The organism is Vibrio limimangrovi (assembly GCF_054064025.1).
Map to the genome: position 1 here is coordinate 276,338 of NZ_JBSUGF010000006.1, position 19,167 is coordinate 295,504.

The window sequence follows — 19,167 nt, forward strand, 5'->3', positions numbered from 1 at the left end:
AACGATATAATTATTAGTATCGCTAAAATATTAGGTTAGATCAGATACTTAAATAATCAAGAATGAGTTTTATCTTCAATTTGCTCAAAGAGCTCCACCGCATGAGTGTGGTAAGTTTCTTTCCCGACAACGGCAGGACAAAAATAATATTCTCTATTTATCCTTCAATTAGAATGAATGGAGATCATTCCTGTGTGCATTCAAAGGGATAAGTGACATAAAAAAGGAGCCGCTTTTACGACCCCTTGTTGTGATGCTTCAGGCTTTAAAGCTTATCAGTCCTCGCTTTCTGTTGATCCTTCGAAAACAGACAAGTCCAAAGCAAGACTGTCACCGAGCCAGTAAGCATAAAGAGTATGATCTTCCCACTCGTTACCTGAAAGCGCGTGAACCAAAATTGACAAACCTTCTCGATTTTCATCTAACCATGGAATGAGCTCATCGAAATCCTTAGACGTGAACTTGAGCTGACAGCTCCATTTCGGGTGCGGACCAACCAATTTCTCATGGACTCGTCCCATTTTGACTCGGAACCTTTCTTCCGCTTCGCGGCAAAGTGCCGTCGCAAACGCCAGGGTTTCGTGATCAAAATATACATGGGCATGATAAGCCCGATGAGAGTTTACAGGTCGCTTAATTTCATTCATGTTTTACTTCCATATCCTTATTCACAAAGGATTTATAAATTTTAAGTCAGATAACTGACAGTGTAGACTATCTCCACTGCCATCGGCGGTAAAGGTGATCGAGTCTATTTAAAGACCATGTTTTTAGATGTCGATATAGGATTGATGCTACTCGATCAAATCTCTTTCCCACGGTGGTATCTCACCACCAAAACGCTCAACTAAAAAGTCAACCAATAATCTCAAACTAACGGGTTGATACTTACGTGATAAATATACGGCATGTATCCCCAGTACTTCAGGCTCTTCTTGGGGAAGAATACTCACTAACCTCCCTTGCCTGAGGTCATTACCCACATAAAACGTAGGTAACATACCAATCCCTGCGCCGGAAATAACGGAACGGCGTAAAATCTCTGTTTCGTTAGTTTGGAAATTGCCAGCAACTTGATACTCCACTATCTCGCCATTTCGCACAAAACGATAATGTCGGAAAACTCCGGCAATATGAGTAATGCAGTTGTGATTCTGTAGATCCTGAAGAGAATTCGGGCAACCATTTTTTTTAAGGTAATCCGGGGAGGCACAGAGCACCGAACGACACAACGCAAGTGGGCGACTTATTAAGGTTGGATCGAGTGTATTAGTAATACGAATGGCAAGATCGACTCTATCCTCGACCAAATTCGTTAAGTTATCGGCTACCGAAAGTACAATATTAATTCGGGGATAAATTCGCTGAAAATCGACAATAGCTTGGGTAAGTTGCGTATCAGCAAACGATCCAGTCGCATTAACACGAAGTTCTCCCTGAACTTCTCCACTATGTTCCTGGGCAACATTTCTCGCATCTTCTGCCGCAAGAAGCATTTGTTTACACACGGGTAAACTCGCAACGCCCGCTGCAGTCAGGCTGACATGACGTGTCGTGCGATGTAGTAAGCGTGCACCAAACCAACTCTCAATTGCGACTAGATAACGGCTGACCATCGCAGTCGACATATCTAACTGTTTCGCAGCTTTAGTTAAACTGCCCTGTTCCGAAATCTCAACAAACACTCGTGCAGCGGTAAATCTATCCATTATTTCAATCTATGCAATAATCATTTAACTCAATCGCAATTTATCAGCACTACTATTACAGGTACATTGATCTGCGTTCTAATTAACTAACAAATATGGGAAGTTTAAATGACTACGTTTAATCGTATTTTCGCTCCTGCTTTACTTTTAGGAGCCATCATGTCAACCAGTTCTGCATTTGCTGCCATCAAAGAAGCGCCTTCGACTGTCGATGCTGTCTACAAAGTTCAGTCCAGCTCTCAAGCTTTAAATCCCGGTGAAAAAGTGGCTGACCTCTTCCAGCTTAATATGACCACACCCTACGTTTTGCAACGTTTAACTGAGCACACTTATTGGTATGAGTCTGGTTTTTACGCAACCATTTTTTATGTAGGTGACAAAGGCGTACTGCTGTTTGACCCGCTAGAAATGCGCGCCGATAAAATTTTAGAAGCGATTCGTTCTGTAACCGACAAACCAATCGCAACCATCGTTTACTCTCACGACCATGCAGACCATATTTCTGGTACCGCAGAGATTCTTGAAGCGATTAAAAGTACGCAAACTATCGCGCCAGAGATTGTCGCTTCTCAAGCAACCGTCGATAAAATGGAGCTATTAGGAAGCAAGATACCTCGCCCGACCAAAGTGCTCGAGTGGCCAGAAAGTAAATTCCAGTTTGAAGATCAGACTATCGAACTTCACGGATTCGCCCATGCCGCTCACACTGACGACCACTCTGCATGGTTGCTTGTTCAGGAACGCGTAATGCACGCGCCTGACTTACTCAATGCGGATCAACCACCATTCTGGAACTTTGCAGGCTCAGAACGCTTTACCTACCTGGTACAAAACCTAAAGACAGTTAATGCATTGGAATGGGATCACTTCAACGGTGGCCACGGTAACGTCGGCTCACATGATGACTTTAATTTCCACCTGACCTTTATTGCAGAGCTAGAAAGTGCTGTAGCGAAAGCGATGCAGGAAGTCCCATTTGGTTTTGGTGTTGAGATGGATAAAATCAACGCACATACCGTAATGCTACCAGCATGGTACGGTGAGATCGCTCGTAAGGCGACAGAGGAACTTCGTCCTAAATACGGTAAATACTACGGATATGAGACAGCTGTACCTGCTAACGCACAAATGATTGCCGAGTACCTATACAGCTATCGTTAATCACATTTAGTGCCATTCTAAGCACAAAAATTCCTACTGTTACTTTTCTTAGTTAGTTTGGTGGCTTACTCCTTCAACCCAGGACAAGCCACCTTTTTTTGTTTGCGCAATGGGTATACCATCATGGCAACTCATCGGGACACTGAAACGGATGACCATTTAATGCTTGATCCACAGGCTCACCGTGATATTGATTAGATAAATTTGCTCAAACGAATAACAGGAATTATTGATGACGTTAGATGAATGCTTGGACTACATGCGCCAAGGCGGAGTGATTGAAGGCGGCTCAGACATCCACCAACAATGTTATGAATTAGCTCAGCAAGCGCTTAAAATCACATCAGAGCTTAACGGCAGCTACCACACTTCAGAAGAAATTCGAGAGTTCATGTCTTTAATAACGGGTAAGCCGGTCGACGATAGCTTCATGATGTTCCCTCCGTTTAACACTGACTGCGGCAAGAATATTACCATCGGCAAAAATGTGTTTATCAATTCAGGTTGCTGTTTTCAGGATCATGGTGGTATCACCCTAGGTGATGGCGCATTAGTCGGTCACAATGTGGTTTTAGCAACACTAAACCACGACTTAGATCCTCGTAAACGCGGAACAACCATTCCAGCACCGATTGTTATCGGTAATGACGTATGGATTGGGGCTAACGCGACAATACTGCAAGGCGTAACAATTGGTGACGGTTCTGTTGTTGCTGCAGGTGCTGTGGTGAGTAAAGATGTTCCGCCTAATACTGTCGTCGGTGGCGTACCAGCCAAAGTCATTAAACAAATAGAACTCGAAGACTGAACATCCATCAATTAAAGTAAAGAGCCTCAACAGGCTCTTTGTTACTTTAATAGAGAACAATAGTAGGTAGTCATCGGTATTAATCTAGACTTGTTCACTTACCTCAACACCAGCCTTTTCTCGATTTTTTAACGATAAATTAAGCATGAAGGCAACAAGCACGATCAAGGCTGCCACCATGACCGTCGTCCCCCACCCGTAGTGGCTATAAATCCAAGGTCCTAACCAAGAGCCGAGAGCTCCACCGATAAAAGTAGCGCCAATACACAAGGCGTTAATACGACTACGAGCCTGCGGCGCCAGAGAAATCACCGACTGTTGAATCACAACATTGGTCATCTGGACACCTGGATCCAATAACAGACCTGCGACGAAAAATGAGGCCACAAATAGACCGAATATCGGTGTCACAACGAAAGCACAGGCAACCATCGCAATACTGATTACCGTAAGCACAAAACCTTTACCACGGTCGATCATCTTACCCGCCATAATCGCACAAGGCGGCGCCGCTAAACCAAGCAACGAATATAATGCAACGTCTGAGTGACTGAACCCAAGTAAGTCCTGCAGAGCGATTGGCACCGTTGCCCAAAACAGAGTAAACGTAGTGAATACCAGAGACATTGTACCTAAGCGTCTTTTTACACCACGAACTGAAACCAACAGTCGAAGCATGGACGTCAACATTTCAGGATATCTCAGCCCCTTTGCATCGGGCTTTCTACGTGGAATGTATTGTAAGCAAACAAGCACCACCAGCATTAGAATGGCGGCGAAAATATAGCTCACTCTCCAACCATACAACCCTGTGATATAGCTCGAAATAGGCCGTGAAAGAACAATGCCCAACAAGGCACCAGAAATAATCAACCCGACTACCTGGCCCCGATCTTTGTCATCAGCCATCCCTACACTCATAGGAATAATGATTTGCACTGAGCAGGACAGCAAACCAACAAAAAACATTGAGATTAAGAATATCGTCTGCCCCGTTGCTGTAGCGGCACTGAGTAACGCTAACGCGGAAACACCCACAAGACTTCTGATTAACCGGCGACTTTCCAGTACATCACCCAGAGGCACCAGAAACAAAACACCAAGGCAATAGCCTATCTGGGTGATAGTAACAATTACGCCACTGGATGATGCGTTTATGCCCAAATCGCGAGCAATATCGGCAATAATTGGCTGCGAGTAATATAAGTTACCCAGAATAAAGCAGCAAACCAATGCCAACATGTATTTTAAATGGCCCGACATACTATCTCCATGCATTCGATGTTTCGATTCAACACAACTCTCGTACTCAGAATACCAACCTGTATTATCACAACTCGCGCTGAACTGACGACACCAAATCAGCCTTTCGTTTGAACCAACGCTGACCAAAGACGTTAATCGCTAGACCCAATGCAATCACGATAACGCCAATTACTTGATACAGGCTCAGGCTTTCGTCCAACAATATCCATGCGCTAAGCAAACCGAAGACTGGCACTAACAGAGACAAAGGCGCGACTAATGCGGTGGCATAGCGGCTTAATAGGTAACTCCAACTACCGTAGCCAACAATCGTTGCCAGAAGTGACAGGTATACTATTGAGAACACATTGTGCCATTGCATGTTTGCCAACGAGCTCTGAATGACCTCTGGACCTTCAATAAAATATGACGCAACAGCAAATGCGGAAAAAGGAACTAATGCACTCCAGACAATCAGAGACATGGTCGGAACAGTGTAGTTTTGCATGATCACTTTATTGGTAATATTACCGAGCGCCCAGCAGGTAGCTGCGCCAAGGATCAATATCAGTGTAAGGCCAGTAAGCGATGCAGCCCCGTCGTGCTGAGCGGCTGCAAGCAGGTAAATGCCGCCTGCTGCTGTAACCACAGCGATTATATTGTGGACACGTATTTTCTCCTTCAGTAGCAACACCCCAAACCCTAAAGTTATAAAAGCTTGAGCCTGTAAAAGTAATGATGCTAACCCCGCCGCCAAACCAACATTTAACGCCCAGAAAAGTAGTGCAAACTGGCCAAAACTGATCGTTAAACCGTAAGCGACAATCCATTTTAAAGGCACTTTTGGACGCGGAATGAACAATAATGCGGGAAATGCAACCAGCGCAAATCGTAATCCAGCTAACAGCAAAGGCGGCATTCCTTCCAAACCGACTTTAATGACGACAAAATTCACGCCCCACACCAGTACGATGGTGAGAGCCAATAACCGATCGCGTAATGACATTATGCTTCCTTTCAGGCGTCCAAATTTGGTAAATAATGCAGGTAAGAGTTATACCGATTACCTTTCAATGGTTAACAAGGGTAGAACTGAAGAAACCAGACTGCCTGAAACATAAGTTCAACACAAGCTTTGCTTATGCATTGCTTTGATTATCATTAAAAGTAAAAGAGCCCTCTGCAGGCTCTTTCTTATATTTAACGACAACTTTTCTCTGAAGACGGACAGCTACGGCATTGCGGGAGAATGATTGTCTTTACGCATGCTGATCCACTGGTAAATGATCACCAAAAGAATACACAGCGCTAGTGCAATACGTGTTGCGCCCAAAATACCCTGCCATCCCCACGCTTGGTAAAACGGTTCGAGGAAAAATACCCCCAGGCTTGCCCCAGAGTAATAAAACAGACTGTATAACGCTTGTGCGCTGCCTTTCGATCTGGTGGCTTTTCGGCCAATTAAGGTGCTGGCTTGTGCATGACAGAAGAAGAACCCAACCGAGACCATCACCATACCGATCACCATGGTATAAATATTCGACCAACTCATCAGGAAGTTTGCCGCTAACATAATGATAGCGCCGAACGCGACTCCGGCAATCTGGCTATGCCTTTTAGCGAATTTGCCTGCTAGAGATGAACTGGTTGTGCCACCAAGTAAGGTTAAAAACATCAAGCTACGGATGTCACTCGGTAAGTTGTAAGGGAAGTCACTTAGCACCATCATCAAATAGTTGGAAAGGTTAACAAAAGTGCCGAATGCCAGACCTATCAGAAGGTACAGAACCACGAGCTGAGGGTTTTTCAGATGATAGCCGTAAGCTTTAAGGCATTTACCCACTTTGAGCGGTGCCGGTTTGAAATGACGCTGAGCAGGCAATAGATAGTAGATAATGGCATACAGTACCGCGCTAATGCCCGCAATAAAGTAGCCTGCATACGCCCAGTTTCCTAATAGTTCAGCACTAAGTCCCCCCATTATGCGGCTACAAATTCCGCCTAATGTATTAGAGGCCACATAAAAGCCAACCGCGCCTGCTAACCAACTTTTTCTTAGCTCTTCGCCCATTAATGGAACCGCTAACGCCGGACAAACCGCGAGGAACATTCCCTGTAGAAAGCGAAGAGATAAGAAAACATTATAATTTTCCACCAGAGGCAGAGCGAGTGACACCAACAATCCAATCGCCGTCCCGACTAGTAGTACTTTACAGCGCCCGATAGCGTCAGACAGACTGGCGAAAACCAGTAACCCTAACCCCATACCAAATAAAGGCGCTGACATCGCGAGGTTGGCTGCCAGAGAAGTGACCTGAAACTCTTTCTGAATCACTGGTAGCAGAGGCTGCAACCAATAGATATTGGAAAAAGTGACGATTGAAAAGAGACAGACACAAATGACGACTCTGCTGTAATGGGCTGATTTTTTCACTGCTTACTACTACTTTTTTGTAAATTAATGAAACTGGTTACAGCACTAGGGTATCTACGAATTGACAATAAAAAAAATATTTTGTATTTATCTGTTCCATAAAAAATATTTATACCTTCAAAAAGAGCAGTGACATTAGAGGCATATCGGGATATAGGATGATTTGATATGGAGTTACGTCAGCTAAAACATTTCGTCGAGGCAGCAGAGCACGGCTCTATATCTGCCGCCGCCAGACTTCTGAACTTAGCACAGCCAGCAATCAGCAGTAGTATCAAGAAGCTAGAGCAAGAGCTCAAAGCACCGCTATTTAATCGTAGAGATCGTGGTATTACTCTGACTGTCGCTGGTAATGAATTTCTTTCTCACGCCAAACAAATCTTAAAACAAGCCGAGGACGCCAAGCTGGCAATGCAGGCGATGGAAGGATTGGATCAGGGTTTGGTTGACGTTGCTGTACCCAGCATGCTTGGCTCCTACTATTTTCCGCCTATTGTGATGGCATTCAGACATCAATACCCGAATATTGACATGAACATCCTCGATACAGGTACTCGTAATATTCGGCGACTGCTGCTTGAAGGAGAAGTTGAGCTGGGCGTCATCGCCAGTAAAGATCTTACGCCCGAATTAGACAGTGGCTTCCTGATCCGTGAAGAAATGGTGGTGTGTATGGCTGTCGATCATCCTTTAGCTGAAAAGGAAGTGATCGAATATGCGGATTTCCTCGCGCACGATTTGGTGCTGTTCCAAAAAGGCTACTATCACCACACCTTGCTCGACAGAGTTTCTCAGCAAGTAAATATCAAACCAAAAGTCGCGTTTAGCAGCAATTTATTGCCTTTGATCAAATCCGTAATTCGACAAGGTTACGCGATTTCTCCAATGTGGAAAGTCGTAATCGGTGAAGACGATGACATCGTAACCAGACCATTTGCAGAGACATTCGAAATCGATTTAAGTCTTGCGTGGCGTAAGGACAGTTACCTTTCACGTGCGAATCAGGCTTTTCGTGATTTCATCTTGTCTGAAGTAAAGGGGAGCTGATTCTATGCCATCAATTTATCCGAAGCCTTAGGGAAAATCGTCTCTTAGAGCTGTGCTATGCTTGAAAGAGTTGTCGCTGATCAGGCAAGAATATTGATATGACCACTCCTTCTGACATACCGCTACATACCCATTTCAGCCAAAATAAACAAGGCAAAGATTGGTTTGTCGGCGATATTCATGGCGACTTTCCACTGCTTATTCATGCGTTAAAGTCGCTGCATTTCGACAAATACCAAGACCGTGTTTTTTCGGTCGGTGATTTAACTGACCGTGGCGTGGACTCGTTTCACTGTTTAAATCTCGCCAGAGAAAAGTGGTTCTTCCCCGTGTTAGGCAACCATGAATACTTCATTCTCGAAAGATACGATGAAAACCCGAACACAAAAGCCACATGGATGATGAACGGTGGTGAATGGTGGTTATCGCTGAATCGTACCGAGCGAGAGGCTGCCAGAGAAACCATCGCTTCGTTTTATAGCCTGACAATTAGCGTTGAAGTTGATGATTTACTTATCGGTGTATTGCACGCTGAGTATCCGTTTAAACATTGGCCACCCGATCCTGCACTCATCGATAAAGAATCACGCAAAACAATGCTTTGGGGACGCGACGATATACTCAGGAGCACAGGAAAACATATTGCTGGCGTTGATGTTGTTGTGTCCGGACACACCCCATTAAATACCCCGAAAATGAAGCGGAATAAGTTATTTATTGATACTGGCGCTGGCTATAGTGCAAATAACTTTATTCCAGATCCACGTATTAGCCTATGCGAGTTTCGTGCTGGCACAATTGAAGTCCATTCATTTAGTATGCAGGATGAAAAGCACCTTCAATTCGAAATTATTTAGTTGCCTCTTTTACTCAGTTTGCGTCAAATATGCAATCTCCCTTGCGCCAAATAGAAATGCAATGATTTTTAAAATCTAACATTACCGAACTTTGGAAATTTTTTGACTAAGCTTTAAATATCAAGGCGCTAATCAGTCGAGGTCATCATGAGAAAGCCGCTTAAAGTTGTGGTAACTGGCGGTCCAGGTGGAGGAAAAACCACTGCATTGGACCTATTTCGCAGGGAGTTGAAAGAACAAATCGTGGTTGTTCCTGAAGCTGCAACATTGCTTTTTTCCGGCGGTATTACTCGTTCTGATAATGAGCAATGTATAAAGATGGTGCAAAAGACCATTTTTCAACTGCAAAAAAATATGGAAGAAATCCACAAAATACAGTATCCGGATCGGTTATTAGTGTGTGATAGAGGCTCGCTTGATGGTCTCGCTTATTGGCCCGACTCAGAGGAAGACTTTTTCACACAAGTAAACTCGACGTTCGAGAAGGAGCTTGAAAGATATGATGCGGTGATTTTTTTTGAGTCCGCCGCAGCCTCTGGGCAGGATATCAGCAGCAACAACCCGACAAGGCATGAGTCCTTGGAACAAGCGGCAAAATTAGACAAAAAGTTACAACGGGTCTGGTCCAGGCATCCCCATTTTTACTTTGTGGGTAGTTCCGAGTCTTTTGTCAGAAAGATCATGTTCGGGATTATGACGTTAGAAAATGTCATCAATCGCTACCCTTCTCCTTAGCGCTCCTATGCTTTGTTCGCGCACATATATTCAGGAGTAGCGATCGTTATCGACAACTATTTCTGGTTGTCAGCAATCACAGCTGTCGTAAAGCGATGGAGGGTAATATTTTCGCTCCAATAATGTTCCGGCCATCCTCCTTTACGCTTTAATGCGCGAACAAATTGCTCGGGGGTTGGCAAGACCTCCCATACCGATGGAAGAAACACGGCACGATGCCAATCATCTTCCAATAGCAGTCCGTCAACACCGGGGCGTAACGTAGTCATTAAGATTGATTCACCTTCATTCTCTAATGGAATGAGGTCCGACAAAACAGAAATCTCCAGACTCAGACCATCACGATCTTCTGGTGCCAGTGGCAAAAATCGGGTGTCCTGAAAACCGCTGGCATACGCGTTTTTGCAGGCATTGCGCCATAGAGGCTCATTCGCCTGTAGAGAACCAATGCAACCACGCAGCTCTCCGTTATGGTGTAAGGTAACAAAACACGCGGCGGGCAAAAGCAGTTCTTCTCTATTTGGCTCAGCAGGTAATTGAAATCCATTACCTTTCAGCGCTTCATCAAGAACTTGCCAAACCATTTCTAGCAAATAAAGGCTTGCATCCTTGCTTAACTCAAAACAAGACGAAGCTTGCATAACCAACTACCCCCTCTGAAGGTTCCGGGGCCCGATTCTCATGATCAGCCATGACATCTCCGGAATTAGTATAATTCACGCACTTAATCTCCCAGTGCTGCTCTTTAGCATACTCGAGCAACCCATTGATTGCATTGCAGCCACATGCGCGTTCCGGATGAATATTACTGCCAAACGACAGAACTCGTTGAATAGTATCCGCATCAATCTCATTAGCCTCACTGTATGGATGGTAGTGGCTGAGATCGCTACTAACAACAATCAGAGTTTCTGGTAATTGCGCGACTGCGGCCAATATTCGCTTAACGTACCCTTGGAGGTCACGCCCGACAACGACTGGCAGAAGTGTAAAATCTTCTAGGCAATATTGTAGGAAAGGAAGCTGAACTTCCAGAGAGTGCTCCCAGTGGTGGGCTTGGTCTGATTCTACTGCCAACCCTTGTGATAAAAGTAACGCCACACTTTCACGATCGATCGTCACTTCTCCTGTAGGGGTCAGGAACACATCACTGCTTGGTACCGCACACCCTTCAAGCGCGACATGATGGCTTGGTCCAAACAATACAACGCGCGAAAAGTGTTGCTTTCGATTAGCAAGCAAGCGATACGCTTTAGCAGCAACCGCCCCAGAATAGAAATAACCAGCATGAGGCACAATCAGAGCCTTTGGAACCTCTGGCAAAATGGCTTGCTCAGAAAAGTAACCAGCCAGTTGGTTTCTGAGTTCTTTTGCTGCTGCGGGATAAAATCTTCCGGCAACTGCGGCTTCCCGATATTTCATAGTCGTCTTACTCGTATTGCATCAACTATACTTTCAGTGTAGGTCATCAGAGGGCTAATTCACTATGCAAACCTCTCCTCCTGATTATTTCCCGACCCAATACTGGCATAAGCTCGAAGACGGGAGAGTGTGCTGCGATGTGTGTCCAAGAAAATGCTCGCTTCGAGAAGGTAAGCGAGGTGCTTGTTTTGTGCGTATGCACAGAGACGGAGAAATTGTACTGACCAGTTATGGTCGTTCGTCAGGATTCTGCATCGATCCCATCGAGAAAAAGCCCCTCAACCACTTTTATCCGGGATCAAGCGTGCTAAGTTTCGGTACCGCAGGCTGTAACCTAAGCTGTGAATTCTGCCAGAACTGGGATATTAGCAAATCACGAGAAGTAGACACCTTATGTGATGCCGCGATGCCGGAAGAGTTGGCAAACACAGCATTAAAATACGGTTGTAAAAGTTTAGCGTTTACCTATAACGACCCTGTCGTATTTATGGAATATGCGATAGATGTAGCGATAGCGGCTCGACTACTTGGTTTGCAAAGTGTTGCCGTGAGTGCGGGTTACATCTGTGAAGAACCGAGAGAAGAGTTCTACCGCCACATGGATGCAGCCAATATCGATTTAAAAGGATTCAGTGAGCGCTTCTACCACAAAATCTGCCACGGTCATTTGCAGCCTGTGCTGGATACCTTGTTGTATCTGAAAAAGGAAACCGATGTGTGGTTTGAACTGACTACCCTTCTCATCCCTGACGAAAATGACAGTGACGAAGAACTCAACGCCATGTGCCAATGGATCTTTGAAAATCTGGGACCCGATGTGCCACTGCATTTCAGTGCGTTTCATCCGGATTTCAAAATGTTAGATAAAGGCAGAACACCACTGAGTACGCTATTACGAGCCCGCAATATCGCAATCTCACACGGTCTGCATTTTGTCTATTGTGGAAACGTTCACGATCCAGCGTCTGACGCTACCTATTGTCCTGCCTGTGGCAAACAAGTCATTGAAAGAGACTGGTATCAACTCGGTGAATACACATTAGATGACACCGGTCACTGCATTCATTGCGGACACAAAATACCAGGACGTTTTGCTGGACCAAGAGAAAATTTTGGCCCTCGGCGTATCCCTGTTGCTATTCATCGGATTTAATTTTTTGGTCCTGAACAAGAAAAAACGCTTATTGGACTACGTGTACTAACGAGATTTAATCTGGTACCCGCCATTTCCAAATAATAAATTTCACAATTATTCATACAGATACTTCTCCCGAACTCATTCTACGAACTTGTCAAATTCATTTGGTTGAACTTATGTTTCACTTTTAACTAGTGTGCAACTTAAGTAAACGGATTAGTTTATATAACACATCAGTAACAACGGAGAGACGACTATGAAAGTACTTATTCAATACACTCAAGCTGGTAAATACAGAGACCAGGCATGGGAAGCACTAACGCTTAAGTCTATAGGTCAAATTCAGGCCGTTACCCCAGCTTGTGCGGCACAGTTGATTGAACAGAAGAAAGCCAGTTTGGTCATGTCTGATGATAACCAGATCATCTTCTACACTTAGTCACTTAGCGGACATTACGTAAGCAAAAATTAAGAAAATGCTTCAGTTAATTAACTGTTTTTAAAATAAATCAGAAAACTGAATAGAAGCCAAAACCGATAGAAAACTACTCAGCTGTCTGGCATCCATTGATTAGATTTTCGATGCAGGCAAGCTCTTCTTGGTATCCAGAACTTAGTAGCGGAAAGCGCTTATAGGTTTTTGGATCCAGGCTATTTACTTCGATATGAAAGCCAGGAGCCTGACGATCACGCTTCCACTGATTACGGAACAGTAGCCTAAAAAATTTGACGATGTAGCCGGCCATCGTTTTCTTATCTACCGAGTCAAACTCTTCCGTCATCGCATCGAAAATATCTTTCGGTGGCATACCTGCTTCCAAAGTGAGAAAGACCATACGGTCAAGTACATCAAAGGGCATCAAATCATCTTCGTCCCGCTGTTCTTCAGGTCGAAGTTCTGCCGTTGGACGTTGGTTGTTGATATAGGAGAGTGCGGTCAACTTCATGATTTGGCCATCTGAGAAGTAAAATCCCTTTCGCTCTAACCACACTAATAGTTTCAATATTCGGCTTTTGGTGACGCCAGAAACAGGGGCGAGCACACCAGAGGAATCACCATCCATAGTACAATATCCGACCGCACCTTCTGACATATTACTGGTGGTCAGCAGCAGCTTGTTTTCCAGGTTCGCAATAAACCAGATACTGGGTGAACGCACACGAGCCTGAATATTTTGCAGCGCGATATCGTGATCTTTCCAATTGAGAGATAGATGAGTGGCTTTCGATATCATCGACTCGTAATGCTCAACCACTTTAGAGATATTGAGGTTTATAAATTTAGCCCCATAGGATTCGGCGACCTTTTGCGCGGCGACGCTAGTGATTGAACCACTATTGGCACTGGCTTGATACGCCGTGGTCAGCATGTTTGCCATAATAGAAGACGCAATGTCCATGACCAGTTCGTATTGGTTGTCAATGACCAACGCATTTCGGAATTCTGTCGCCTGCTCGTCCGTGACAAATTTATTCAAATGCTCAGGCAATAAGCAGTCGCTACCTTGCTCGGTTTTAGACACCAGCTCCCACAGCTCGAGGATAACGGCTGTATAAACAGCGCTGGCAACTAAGGCTGAATCAGCACCACCACTCAGTGAAAGCGCGTAACCGCCAGTATGTGTTTTTTTAAGCCAGTCTCGCAGACCGATCGAAATAGCACGCAACGCTTCTTCATGCTCCAGAAACTCACTCTCTTCCCAGCTCTGATACAAGGGTTTAGCCGGAAGTTTGTTGGTTTTGACCGCTTTGCCAAGGTCTACTTTTATTACGGTTTCAGTATCAAAATCGTGTTCTTCGTAGTAACGCTGACTATTGTTTATTTGCCCAATCCTGCTGCGAGATAAGTTAATATCGGTCGTGATCACTGCAACATCACTCATGTGAAGCCGCTCACCTTTAGCAACTAAACTGCCATCGACTGCGATCATCACCCCAGCATCATAGATAGCTCGTCCAGACTCACAACCACAAAGGTTGGAGTAGACATAGCAAGCAGAATAAACACGACTTGATTCTTCTACGAGTCTCTTGCGTGTGAGAAATTTACCAATCGCAAAGTGGCTTGCGCTCGGATTCGCAATCACTTCTACTCCCTGATTAAAGAAACGCTCAGAAGTGCGATTCGCAACCCAGGCGTCTTCACATATCTCAATGCCTAGTTTTACTCCGTGAATACTGTACACAAGATTTCCGATCGGCACTGACGATGCTATTCCATCGAGCAAAACCGTCGCATTTTTGTCTCTGGTCCACGGCGTAAACCATCTCTGCTCATAATGCAGGCCATTCGCCGCCAGATTGCGTTTTAGGGAAATCCCCTGAATGCCTTTGCTCGTAAGTAGGGCAACCCCGTTATAGATTCGGTTGTTGATCAAAACGGGTAGCCCCACCGTCACCGCCATGCTATCCGGAATGAATCTAGTCAGTTCACGTAAGCTTTTGAGCGCTCGATTGGCAACATGGGGGCTATGGAAAAAATCTTCGCATCCGTAACCAGAAATACACAGCTCTGGAGTGATGAGTAGCTCTGAGCCGGATGCATGCGCGACATTAATCGCTTGCTGAATGTTTTTCAGGTTTCCACTCCAGTCCATCGGAGTCTGGTTTAAAGAGCATGAGCTAATACGCAATTTATTCACGATACTTCCTTTTGCCAGTTGCTTCTCTCAAGTCCAGTAAGTATCGGTGAATAAAGCAAAAGTCGCAAAACCAGTTAAGGTAACGATTAGATGGCAATATATTAATCTGCGTAGAGGTATTCACATTAAATTTTAACGCACCACTTCAGGTCAAATGTTCATTTTTTCTCACCAGTTTGGTTAGAAAAAATCTCCAAAATCGGAGGAAACACTTACTCAGCCATTGGGCTATCTCCAACCGGATGCCATTTCAAAACTGGCATACTTCTGGCAGTAATACTTTGCTTTTAATGGTTTTCGGTTGTTACATACACTACTCTATTGACAAGGACTTACAAAGATAAGTCAAAAACCATGGGTATCGAACATATTCAATGGAGTGACTTATGGGCAACAAACCTATCGTTCTTTCTTTAAAGAAAACGGGGCAACTTTCTTCTGGCATCACGTCAAAAGCAACCGCTATACGTGCGAGCTTTCTTCACTTTTACAATGACCCAGCCAGGGTCGATAACCTCGAAGAATCTTTTCAATATATTGAAGATGGCCTGTTGGTCATTGAAGGTGGCTTTATTAAAGCGGTTGGAGAGTTCAGTGATGTAGAAGCAGCGCAATACAATGAGTTTATCGATTACCGGGGAAAACTTATTGTGCCAGGCTTTATTGATACGCACATCCACTACCCTCAGACTGAGATGATCGCATCTTATGGCAAGCAGTTACTTGAGTGGTTAGAGAACTACACCTTCCCAACAGAAAAGCAGTTTGAAGACAAAGCACATGCGAAAGCCGTTTCTGATTTCTTTATCAATGAGCTATTAAAAAACGGCACCACCAGCGCTCTGGTGTTTGGCACTGTTCATCCCCAATCCGTGGATGCGCTGTTTGAAGAAGCGCAGAAAAAAAACATGCGCATTATTGCCGGAAAAGTGATGATGGACCGCAACGCGCCGGACTTTTTGCTCGACACGCCAGAGTCGGGTTACCGGGATAGCAAAGCGCTGATCCAAAAATGGCATAATCACAAACGCCTGCAATATGCTATCACCCCTCGATTTGCTCCTACTTCGTCGAGAGAACAATTAGCCGCCGCTGGAAAACTCAAAGCTGAATTTCCTGATGTGTACGTGCAAACGCATCTCTCTGAAAGCAAGAACGAAGTTGAATGGGTGAAATCGCTTTTTCCTGAGCACGAGGATTACTTTAAAGTGTACGAACATTATGGATTGACCGGCAATCGATCCGTATTCGCCCATGCTATTCATCTGACCGACAGAGAGTGGACGGCCTTTGAGCACTCCGATTCAGTGATCGCATTCTGCCCGACTTCAAACCTCTTCCTCGGCAGCGGGCTGTTCAATTTAGAGAAAGCAGAACAGAAGAACGTTCGTGTTGGATTGGGCACCGACGTTGGCGCAGGCACCAGCTTTAGTCAACTACAAACGTTAAATGAAGCCTATAAAGTCATGCAGTTACAAGATCAAAAACTATCCGCATTCAAAGGCTTATATCTTGCGACGCTTGGTGGAGCACAAGCACTGAGCATCGACGACAAAGTGGGTAACTTTGAAATAGGAAAAGAGGCCGATTTCGTGGTCTTAGACTGGGCTGCAACGGACTTACAAAAGCTGCGACATCAACATGCGAAAAGTTTAGAAGACAAACTGTTCGCCTTGATGATTTTAGGTGATGAGAGAAACGTGTATGCCACTTATGTTGATGGCAAGCTGGTGTATGGCACCGCAACCACTTCAACCGTTTCGGTATAATCTAAAAACGATGTCAGCCGGATTGTTACCGATCCGGCTGCTGTTTTACTTGCTATTCTGGTTTCCCCACTGATCACTGTTTTGGCGGTTGAGGCCATTGAATATAAGGCGTTTTTGGCTCCTCTTCAGGAGGAACAAATGATGGAACGCTATTCTCTAACGTGCCTAAACTCTTAATGTATTGATAGATAGCCCTTAAATCATCTTCTGTCATTTCATTGAGAATCCACCAAGGCATAGGAGGCCGGGTTTTAAGTTCTTTGGCTTTGCTTATCCATTCTGCTTCAGACAGCTTATCCATATATTCGCGTAAGTTAACCGGATAAGTGGTGCCCCATGGCCCTCTGAACCCTACTTGATCTCCCAAAAGCCATTGTGATTCTGGTGTTGTTCCACCGCTAGGCGCATACCCAGCGGTATGACAATCATTACAACCACCGATTTTGACGAGGTATTTTCCTTTCGCATGCTCTTCACTCATCTCATTTGAAACAGCAACAGGTACAACAATGAGCGATAGCAGCAATAGGGAGAATCGTGTTTTTCTTATAAACATAATGAGCATACCTATGCTGATGCAACAGGCTAATTATAGTTCTATAAATAAAAACACTCTTGTTAGTAGTAATAATATTATTGATTATCACCATTAAGAACATTCATCAGGCTAAATGGTGATGATCAAGCAGCGGAAAACCAGCTATTAGGTACCTTGACCGCGACAACCTGACTTGTACAACAAAGATCATCACCGGAAAACAGTTCACAGCGCAATGTCATCTTGTTGCCGTTAACGCTTTCAATGGTCGCTATCAGTTGTACATTTTGATCAATTGGCACTGGTTTAAGGTAGTTCACTTCTAATTTTCCAGTCGCGTACCATACCGCTTCACCGACGCCTATTTCTCGTACCTGTAACTGATACCCTTTCGCTATCGCCGTGCAGATGCAATGGCAATCGATAATTGTAGAAATGACCCCACCATTCAGGAACTGTGTAGGTCCGGCACATTGATGCGGTAGTGGCACGAATGTACAGGCTGATTTATCTTCTTCAATCCAGTGACTCTTGATTTGTAAGCCAGATGTATTCTCTGGTCCACAACCAAAGCAGTGATTATTTGGTATCTGATCTTGAAACGCTTTCCCTTGCTGCATACTTCCTCCTGAAACTAACGCTTATCGAAATGCTGACTGATTTTTCAGTCAGGATGGCAACTTCATTGAGATTAGACAAGTTTAACAATAAAAATTCAAAGACTTATCAAAAGTCAGAACAGACAGAGTCAAGTGTATTGGAGCAAAGACAAATGGGGAGATAAGAAAAGAGAGCGCGCAGCCCGTCGACAAAGACAGCAAGAGAAAGCAACTGAGGAAGATTGCTTTCTCTTCATTTTAAGGTGGACTATTTGTTTTGCTTACCAGGCAGCATACTTCGTAGGTAAGAATGGCCAGTAATTCGGGTCATTAGCACCACAGCGCCCACGTGAATACAAACACAGAAGAAGGTGATATTAACAGCAGCCTCGTGAATCTCTTTAACCCAATCCTCTCCCCAGAACTGGTCGGTTTCCATCATATACCCTGAGATTCCGATGACGATCAGCCCTATCCACATGCACCAAATCATTATCGCGCCTGCAGGATTATGACCATGGTGATAATCAACTCGGGTCTGATACACCTCTTTTAAATGTCCTATCGCTTTAGGAACGGACGGTAAGAAGGATGAAAGACGTGCCGGGGGCTTAGCGACACATCCCCATAGCAACCTTAGTACGACCACTCCAACCGCTGTATAGCCAACCCACTGGTGAAGAGTGCTACCGTCCTCGGTAATGAAATAGTTTATCAAGAACAAACTCGCCACCAACCAGTGGGTGAACTTAACAACTCGATCCCACTGAGTTTTTTTAATCATCGACTTCCTCTTTTACTACCGTCATGTCAACCGGGTTGTAATAGATTTCAACACGCTTACCACTAGTGTCATGACCATATAACTCGTAACACCCAGTATCGGTTTTTTTAAACTTCTTAATTTTATATCCTTGTGACTCTACCATTTTCTGAGCCGAGTCAAATGGCATCCAGTTATCCGGACTCTCTTCGGTACAAGTAGGGTCAGAAGCATAAGCACCAAAAGAAAGTAGTCCTGCCAGCATTACTGTTGAAGCTAAAATTGTTTTACGTTCCATAT

Annotated in this window: 20 protein-coding genes; 8 read left to right on the top strand and 12 right to left on the bottom strand. The window is 44.5% G+C overall.

Features of this window, described 5'->3' with window-relative positions:
- Positions 1-275: 275 nt before the first annotated feature.
- Together ACWYU8_RS07155 and ACWYU8_RS07160 are read right to left on the bottom strand one after the other, a co-directional pair.
- A complete protein-coding gene (locus tag ACWYU8_RS07155; RefSeq protein WP_457518389.1) occupies positions 276-647 on the bottom strand; it encodes a DOPA 4,5-dioxygenase family protein in 372 nt (123 codons plus the stop codon).
- Positions 648-794: 147 nt separating this feature from the next.
- Positions 795-1,709 (bottom strand): LysR family transcriptional regulator, encoded by a 915-nt coding sequence (locus tag ACWYU8_RS07160; RefSeq protein WP_457518391.1) that lies wholly within the window; start codon positions 1,707-1,709, stop codon positions 795-797.
- Positions 1,710-1,868: 159 nt separating this feature from the next.
- Between ACWYU8_RS07160 and ACWYU8_RS07165 the strand changes: the two genes are divergently transcribed.
- Together ACWYU8_RS07165 and ACWYU8_RS07170 are read left to right on the top strand one after the other, a co-directional pair.
- Positions 1,869-2,870, top strand: a complete 1,002-nt coding sequence (locus ACWYU8_RS07165) for an MBL fold metallo-hydrolase (RefSeq protein ID WP_457518393.1) — start codon at positions 1,869-1,871, stop codon at positions 2,868-2,870.
- Between the two features lie 232 nt (positions 2,871-3,102).
- Positions 3,103-3,678 carry a sugar O-acetyltransferase gene (locus tag ACWYU8_RS07170; RefSeq protein WP_457518395.1) on the top strand — a complete coding sequence of 192 codons (576 nt, stop codon included), beginning with the start codon at positions 3,103-3,105 and terminating at the stop codon, positions 3,676-3,678.
- A gap of 84 nt (positions 3,679-3,762) precedes the next feature.
- Here the strand turns inward: ACWYU8_RS07170 and ACWYU8_RS07175 are convergent, their stop codons facing one another.
- The 3 genes from ACWYU8_RS07175 to ACWYU8_RS07185 all read right to left on the bottom strand — a co-directional run bounded on the left by ACWYU8_RS07175 (position 3,763) and on the right by ACWYU8_RS07185 (position 7,357).
- Positions 3,763-4,941, bottom strand: a complete 1,179-nt coding sequence (locus tag ACWYU8_RS07175; protein ID WP_457518397.1) for an MFS transporter — start codon at positions 4,939-4,941, stop codon at positions 3,763-3,765.
- Between the two features lie 67 nt (positions 4,942-5,008).
- The gene (locus tag ACWYU8_RS07180; RefSeq protein WP_457518398.1) at positions 5,009-5,929 is read right to left on the bottom strand and encodes an EamA family transporter; all 921 of its coding nucleotides are present in this window, start codon (positions 5,927-5,929) and stop codon (positions 5,009-5,011) included.
- A 225-nt stretch (positions 5,930-6,154) separates the two neighbouring features.
- The gene (locus ACWYU8_RS07185; RefSeq protein ID WP_457518400.1) at positions 6,155-7,357 is read right to left on the bottom strand and encodes an MFS transporter; all 1,203 of its coding nucleotides are present in this window, start codon (positions 7,355-7,357) and stop codon (positions 6,155-6,157) included.
- Between the two features lie 168 nt (positions 7,358-7,525).
- Between ACWYU8_RS07185 and ACWYU8_RS07190 the strand changes: the two genes are divergently transcribed.
- The 3 genes from ACWYU8_RS07190 (at position 7,526) to ACWYU8_RS07200 (ending at position 9,996) form a co-directional block, all read left to right on the top strand.
- A complete protein-coding gene (locus tag ACWYU8_RS07190) occupies positions 7,526-8,404 on the top strand; it encodes a LysR family transcriptional regulator (protein ID WP_457518402.1) in 879 nt (292 codons plus the stop codon).
- 98 nt (positions 8,405-8,502) lie between these two features.
- Complete coding sequence (locus ACWYU8_RS07195) at positions 8,503-9,261, top strand: metallophosphoesterase (protein ID WP_457518404.1); 759 nt, start codon at positions 8,503-8,505, stop codon at positions 9,259-9,261.
- Positions 9,262-9,408: 147 nt separating this feature from the next.
- The gene (locus ACWYU8_RS07200; RefSeq protein WP_457518406.1) at positions 9,409-9,996 is read left to right on the top strand and encodes an AAA family ATPase; all 588 of its coding nucleotides are present in this window, start codon (positions 9,409-9,411) and stop codon (positions 9,994-9,996) included.
- 56 nt (positions 9,997-10,052) lie between these two features.
- Here the strand turns inward: ACWYU8_RS07200 and amrA are convergent, their stop codons facing one another.
- Entirely contained in the window at positions 10,053-10,637 is a 585-nt protein-coding gene (gene amrA / locus ACWYU8_RS07205; protein WP_457518408.1) for an AmmeMemoRadiSam system protein A, read from the bottom strand.
- On the bottom strand, positions 10,615-11,418 hold the full coding sequence (gene amrB / locus ACWYU8_RS07210; protein WP_457518410.1) for an AmmeMemoRadiSam system protein B: 804 nt from the start codon (positions 11,416-11,418) through the stop codon (positions 10,615-10,617). The genes amrA and amrB overlap by 23 nt, the downstream gene beginning before the upstream one ends.
- A gap of 64 nt (positions 11,419-11,482) precedes the next feature.
- Between amrB and amrS the strand changes: the two genes are divergently transcribed.
- Positions 11,483-12,571, top strand: coding sequence for an AmmeMemoRadiSam system radical SAM enzyme (amrS, locus tag ACWYU8_RS07215; protein ID WP_457518411.1), 1,089 nt, complete (start codon positions 11,483-11,485; stop codon positions 12,569-12,571).
- 241 nt (positions 12,572-12,812) lie between these two features.
- Positions 12,813-12,995 (top strand): hypothetical protein, encoded by a 183-nt coding sequence (locus ACWYU8_RS07220; RefSeq protein ID WP_457518413.1) that lies wholly within the window; start codon positions 12,813-12,815, stop codon positions 12,993-12,995.
- A 106-nt stretch (positions 12,996-13,101) separates the two neighbouring features.
- On the opposite strand, the gene nadE is transcribed toward ACWYU8_RS07220, so the two are convergent.
- The gene (nadE, locus tag ACWYU8_RS07225) at positions 13,102-15,198 is read right to left on the bottom strand and encodes an NAD(+) synthase (protein WP_457518415.1); all 2,097 of its coding nucleotides are present in this window, start codon (positions 15,196-15,198) and stop codon (positions 13,102-13,104) included.
- Between the two features lie 443 nt (positions 15,199-15,641).
- Between nadE and guaD the strand changes: the two genes are divergently transcribed.
- Positions 15,642-16,967 carry a guanine deaminase gene (guaD, locus tag ACWYU8_RS07230; RefSeq protein WP_457518634.1) on the top strand — a complete coding sequence of 442 codons (1,326 nt, stop codon included), beginning with the start codon at positions 15,642-15,644 and terminating at the stop codon, positions 16,965-16,967.
- A 73-nt stretch (positions 16,968-17,040) separates the two neighbouring features.
- Here the strand turns inward: guaD and ACWYU8_RS07235 are convergent, their stop codons facing one another.
- From ACWYU8_RS07235 to ACWYU8_RS07250, 4 genes are all read right to left on the bottom strand, one after another.
- Entirely contained in the window at positions 17,041-17,523 is a 483-nt protein-coding gene (locus ACWYU8_RS07235; RefSeq protein ID WP_457518417.1) for a c-type cytochrome, read from the bottom strand.
- A gap of 125 nt (positions 17,524-17,648) precedes the next feature.
- Entirely contained in the window at positions 17,649-18,125 is a 477-nt protein-coding gene (locus tag ACWYU8_RS07240) for a PaaI family thioesterase (RefSeq protein ID WP_457518418.1), read from the bottom strand.
- A gap of 247 nt (positions 18,126-18,372) precedes the next feature.
- Positions 18,373-18,888: a cytochrome b/b6 domain-containing protein gene (locus ACWYU8_RS07245; protein ID WP_457518420.1), complete on the bottom strand. Its 516-nt coding sequence runs from the start codon at positions 18,886-18,888 to the stop codon at positions 18,373-18,375.
- The gene (locus ACWYU8_RS07250; RefSeq protein ID WP_457518422.1) at positions 18,881-19,165 is read right to left on the bottom strand and encodes a PepSY domain-containing protein; all 285 of its coding nucleotides are present in this window, start codon (positions 19,163-19,165) and stop codon (positions 18,881-18,883) included. Before ACWYU8_RS07250 ends, ACWYU8_RS07245 begins: the two co-directional genes overlap by 8 nt.
- Positions 19,166-19,167: the final 2 nt, after the last annotated feature.

What these genes read in the sequence shown, in the direction of transcription:
- ACWYU8_RS07155 (WP_457518389.1), bottom strand. Translation starts at nt 647, where the DNA reads ATGAATGAAATTAAGCGACCTGTAAACTCTCATCGGGCTTATCATGCC.
- ACWYU8_RS07160 (WP_457518391.1), bottom strand. Translation starts at nt 1,709, where the DNA reads ATGGATAGATTTACCGCTGCACGAGTGTTTGTTGAGATTTCGGAACAG.
- ACWYU8_RS07165 (WP_457518393.1), top strand. Translation starts at nt 1,869, where the DNA reads ATGTCAACCAGTTCTGCATTTGCTGCCATCAAAGAAGCGCCTTCGACT.
- ACWYU8_RS07170 (WP_457518395.1), top strand. Translation starts at nt 3,103, where the DNA reads ATGACGTTAGATGAATGCTTGGACTACATGCGCCAAGGCGGAGTGATT.
- ACWYU8_RS07175 (WP_457518397.1), bottom strand. Translation starts at nt 4,941, where the DNA reads ATGTCGGGCCATTTAAAATACATGTTGGCATTGGTTTGCTGCTTTATT.
- ACWYU8_RS07180 (WP_457518398.1), bottom strand. Translation starts at nt 5,929, where the DNA reads ATGTCATTACGCGATCGGTTATTGGCTCTCACCATCGTACTGGTGTGG.
- ACWYU8_RS07190 (WP_457518402.1), top strand. Translation starts at nt 7,526, where the DNA reads ATGGAGTTACGTCAGCTAAAACATTTCGTCGAGGCAGCAGAGCACGGC.
- ACWYU8_RS07195 (WP_457518404.1), top strand. Translation starts at nt 8,503, where the DNA reads ATGACCACTCCTTCTGACATACCGCTACATACCCATTTCAGCCAAAAT.
- ACWYU8_RS07200 (WP_457518406.1), top strand. Translation starts at nt 9,409, where the DNA reads ATGAGAAAGCCGCTTAAAGTTGTGGTAACTGGCGGTCCAGGTGGAGGA.
- amrA (WP_457518408.1), bottom strand. Translation starts at nt 10,637, where the DNA reads ATGCAAGCTTCGTCTTGTTTTGAGTTAAGCAAGGATGCAAGCCTTTAT.
- amrB (WP_457518410.1), bottom strand. Translation starts at nt 11,418, where the DNA reads ATGAAATATCGGGAAGCCGCAGTTGCCGGAAGATTTTATCCCGCAGCA.
- amrS (WP_457518411.1), top strand. Translation starts at nt 11,483, where the DNA reads ATGCAAACCTCTCCTCCTGATTATTTCCCGACCCAATACTGGCATAAG.
- ACWYU8_RS07220 (WP_457518413.1), top strand. Translation starts at nt 12,813, where the DNA reads ATGAAAGTACTTATTCAATACACTCAAGCTGGTAAATACAGAGACCAG.
- ACWYU8_RS07235 (WP_457518417.1), bottom strand. Translation starts at nt 17,523, where the DNA reads ATGTTTATAAGAAAAACACGATTCTCCCTATTGCTGCTATCGCTCATT.
- ACWYU8_RS07240 (WP_457518418.1), bottom strand. Translation starts at nt 18,125, where the DNA reads ATGCAGCAAGGGAAAGCGTTTCAAGATCAGATACCAAATAATCACTGC.
- ACWYU8_RS07245 (WP_457518420.1), bottom strand. Translation starts at nt 18,888, where the DNA reads ATGATTAAAAAAACTCAGTGGGATCGAGTTGTTAAGTTCACCCACTGG.
- ACWYU8_RS07250 (WP_457518422.1), bottom strand. Translation starts at nt 19,165, where the DNA reads ATGGAACGTAAAACAATTTTAGCTTCAACAGTAATGCTGGCAGGACTA.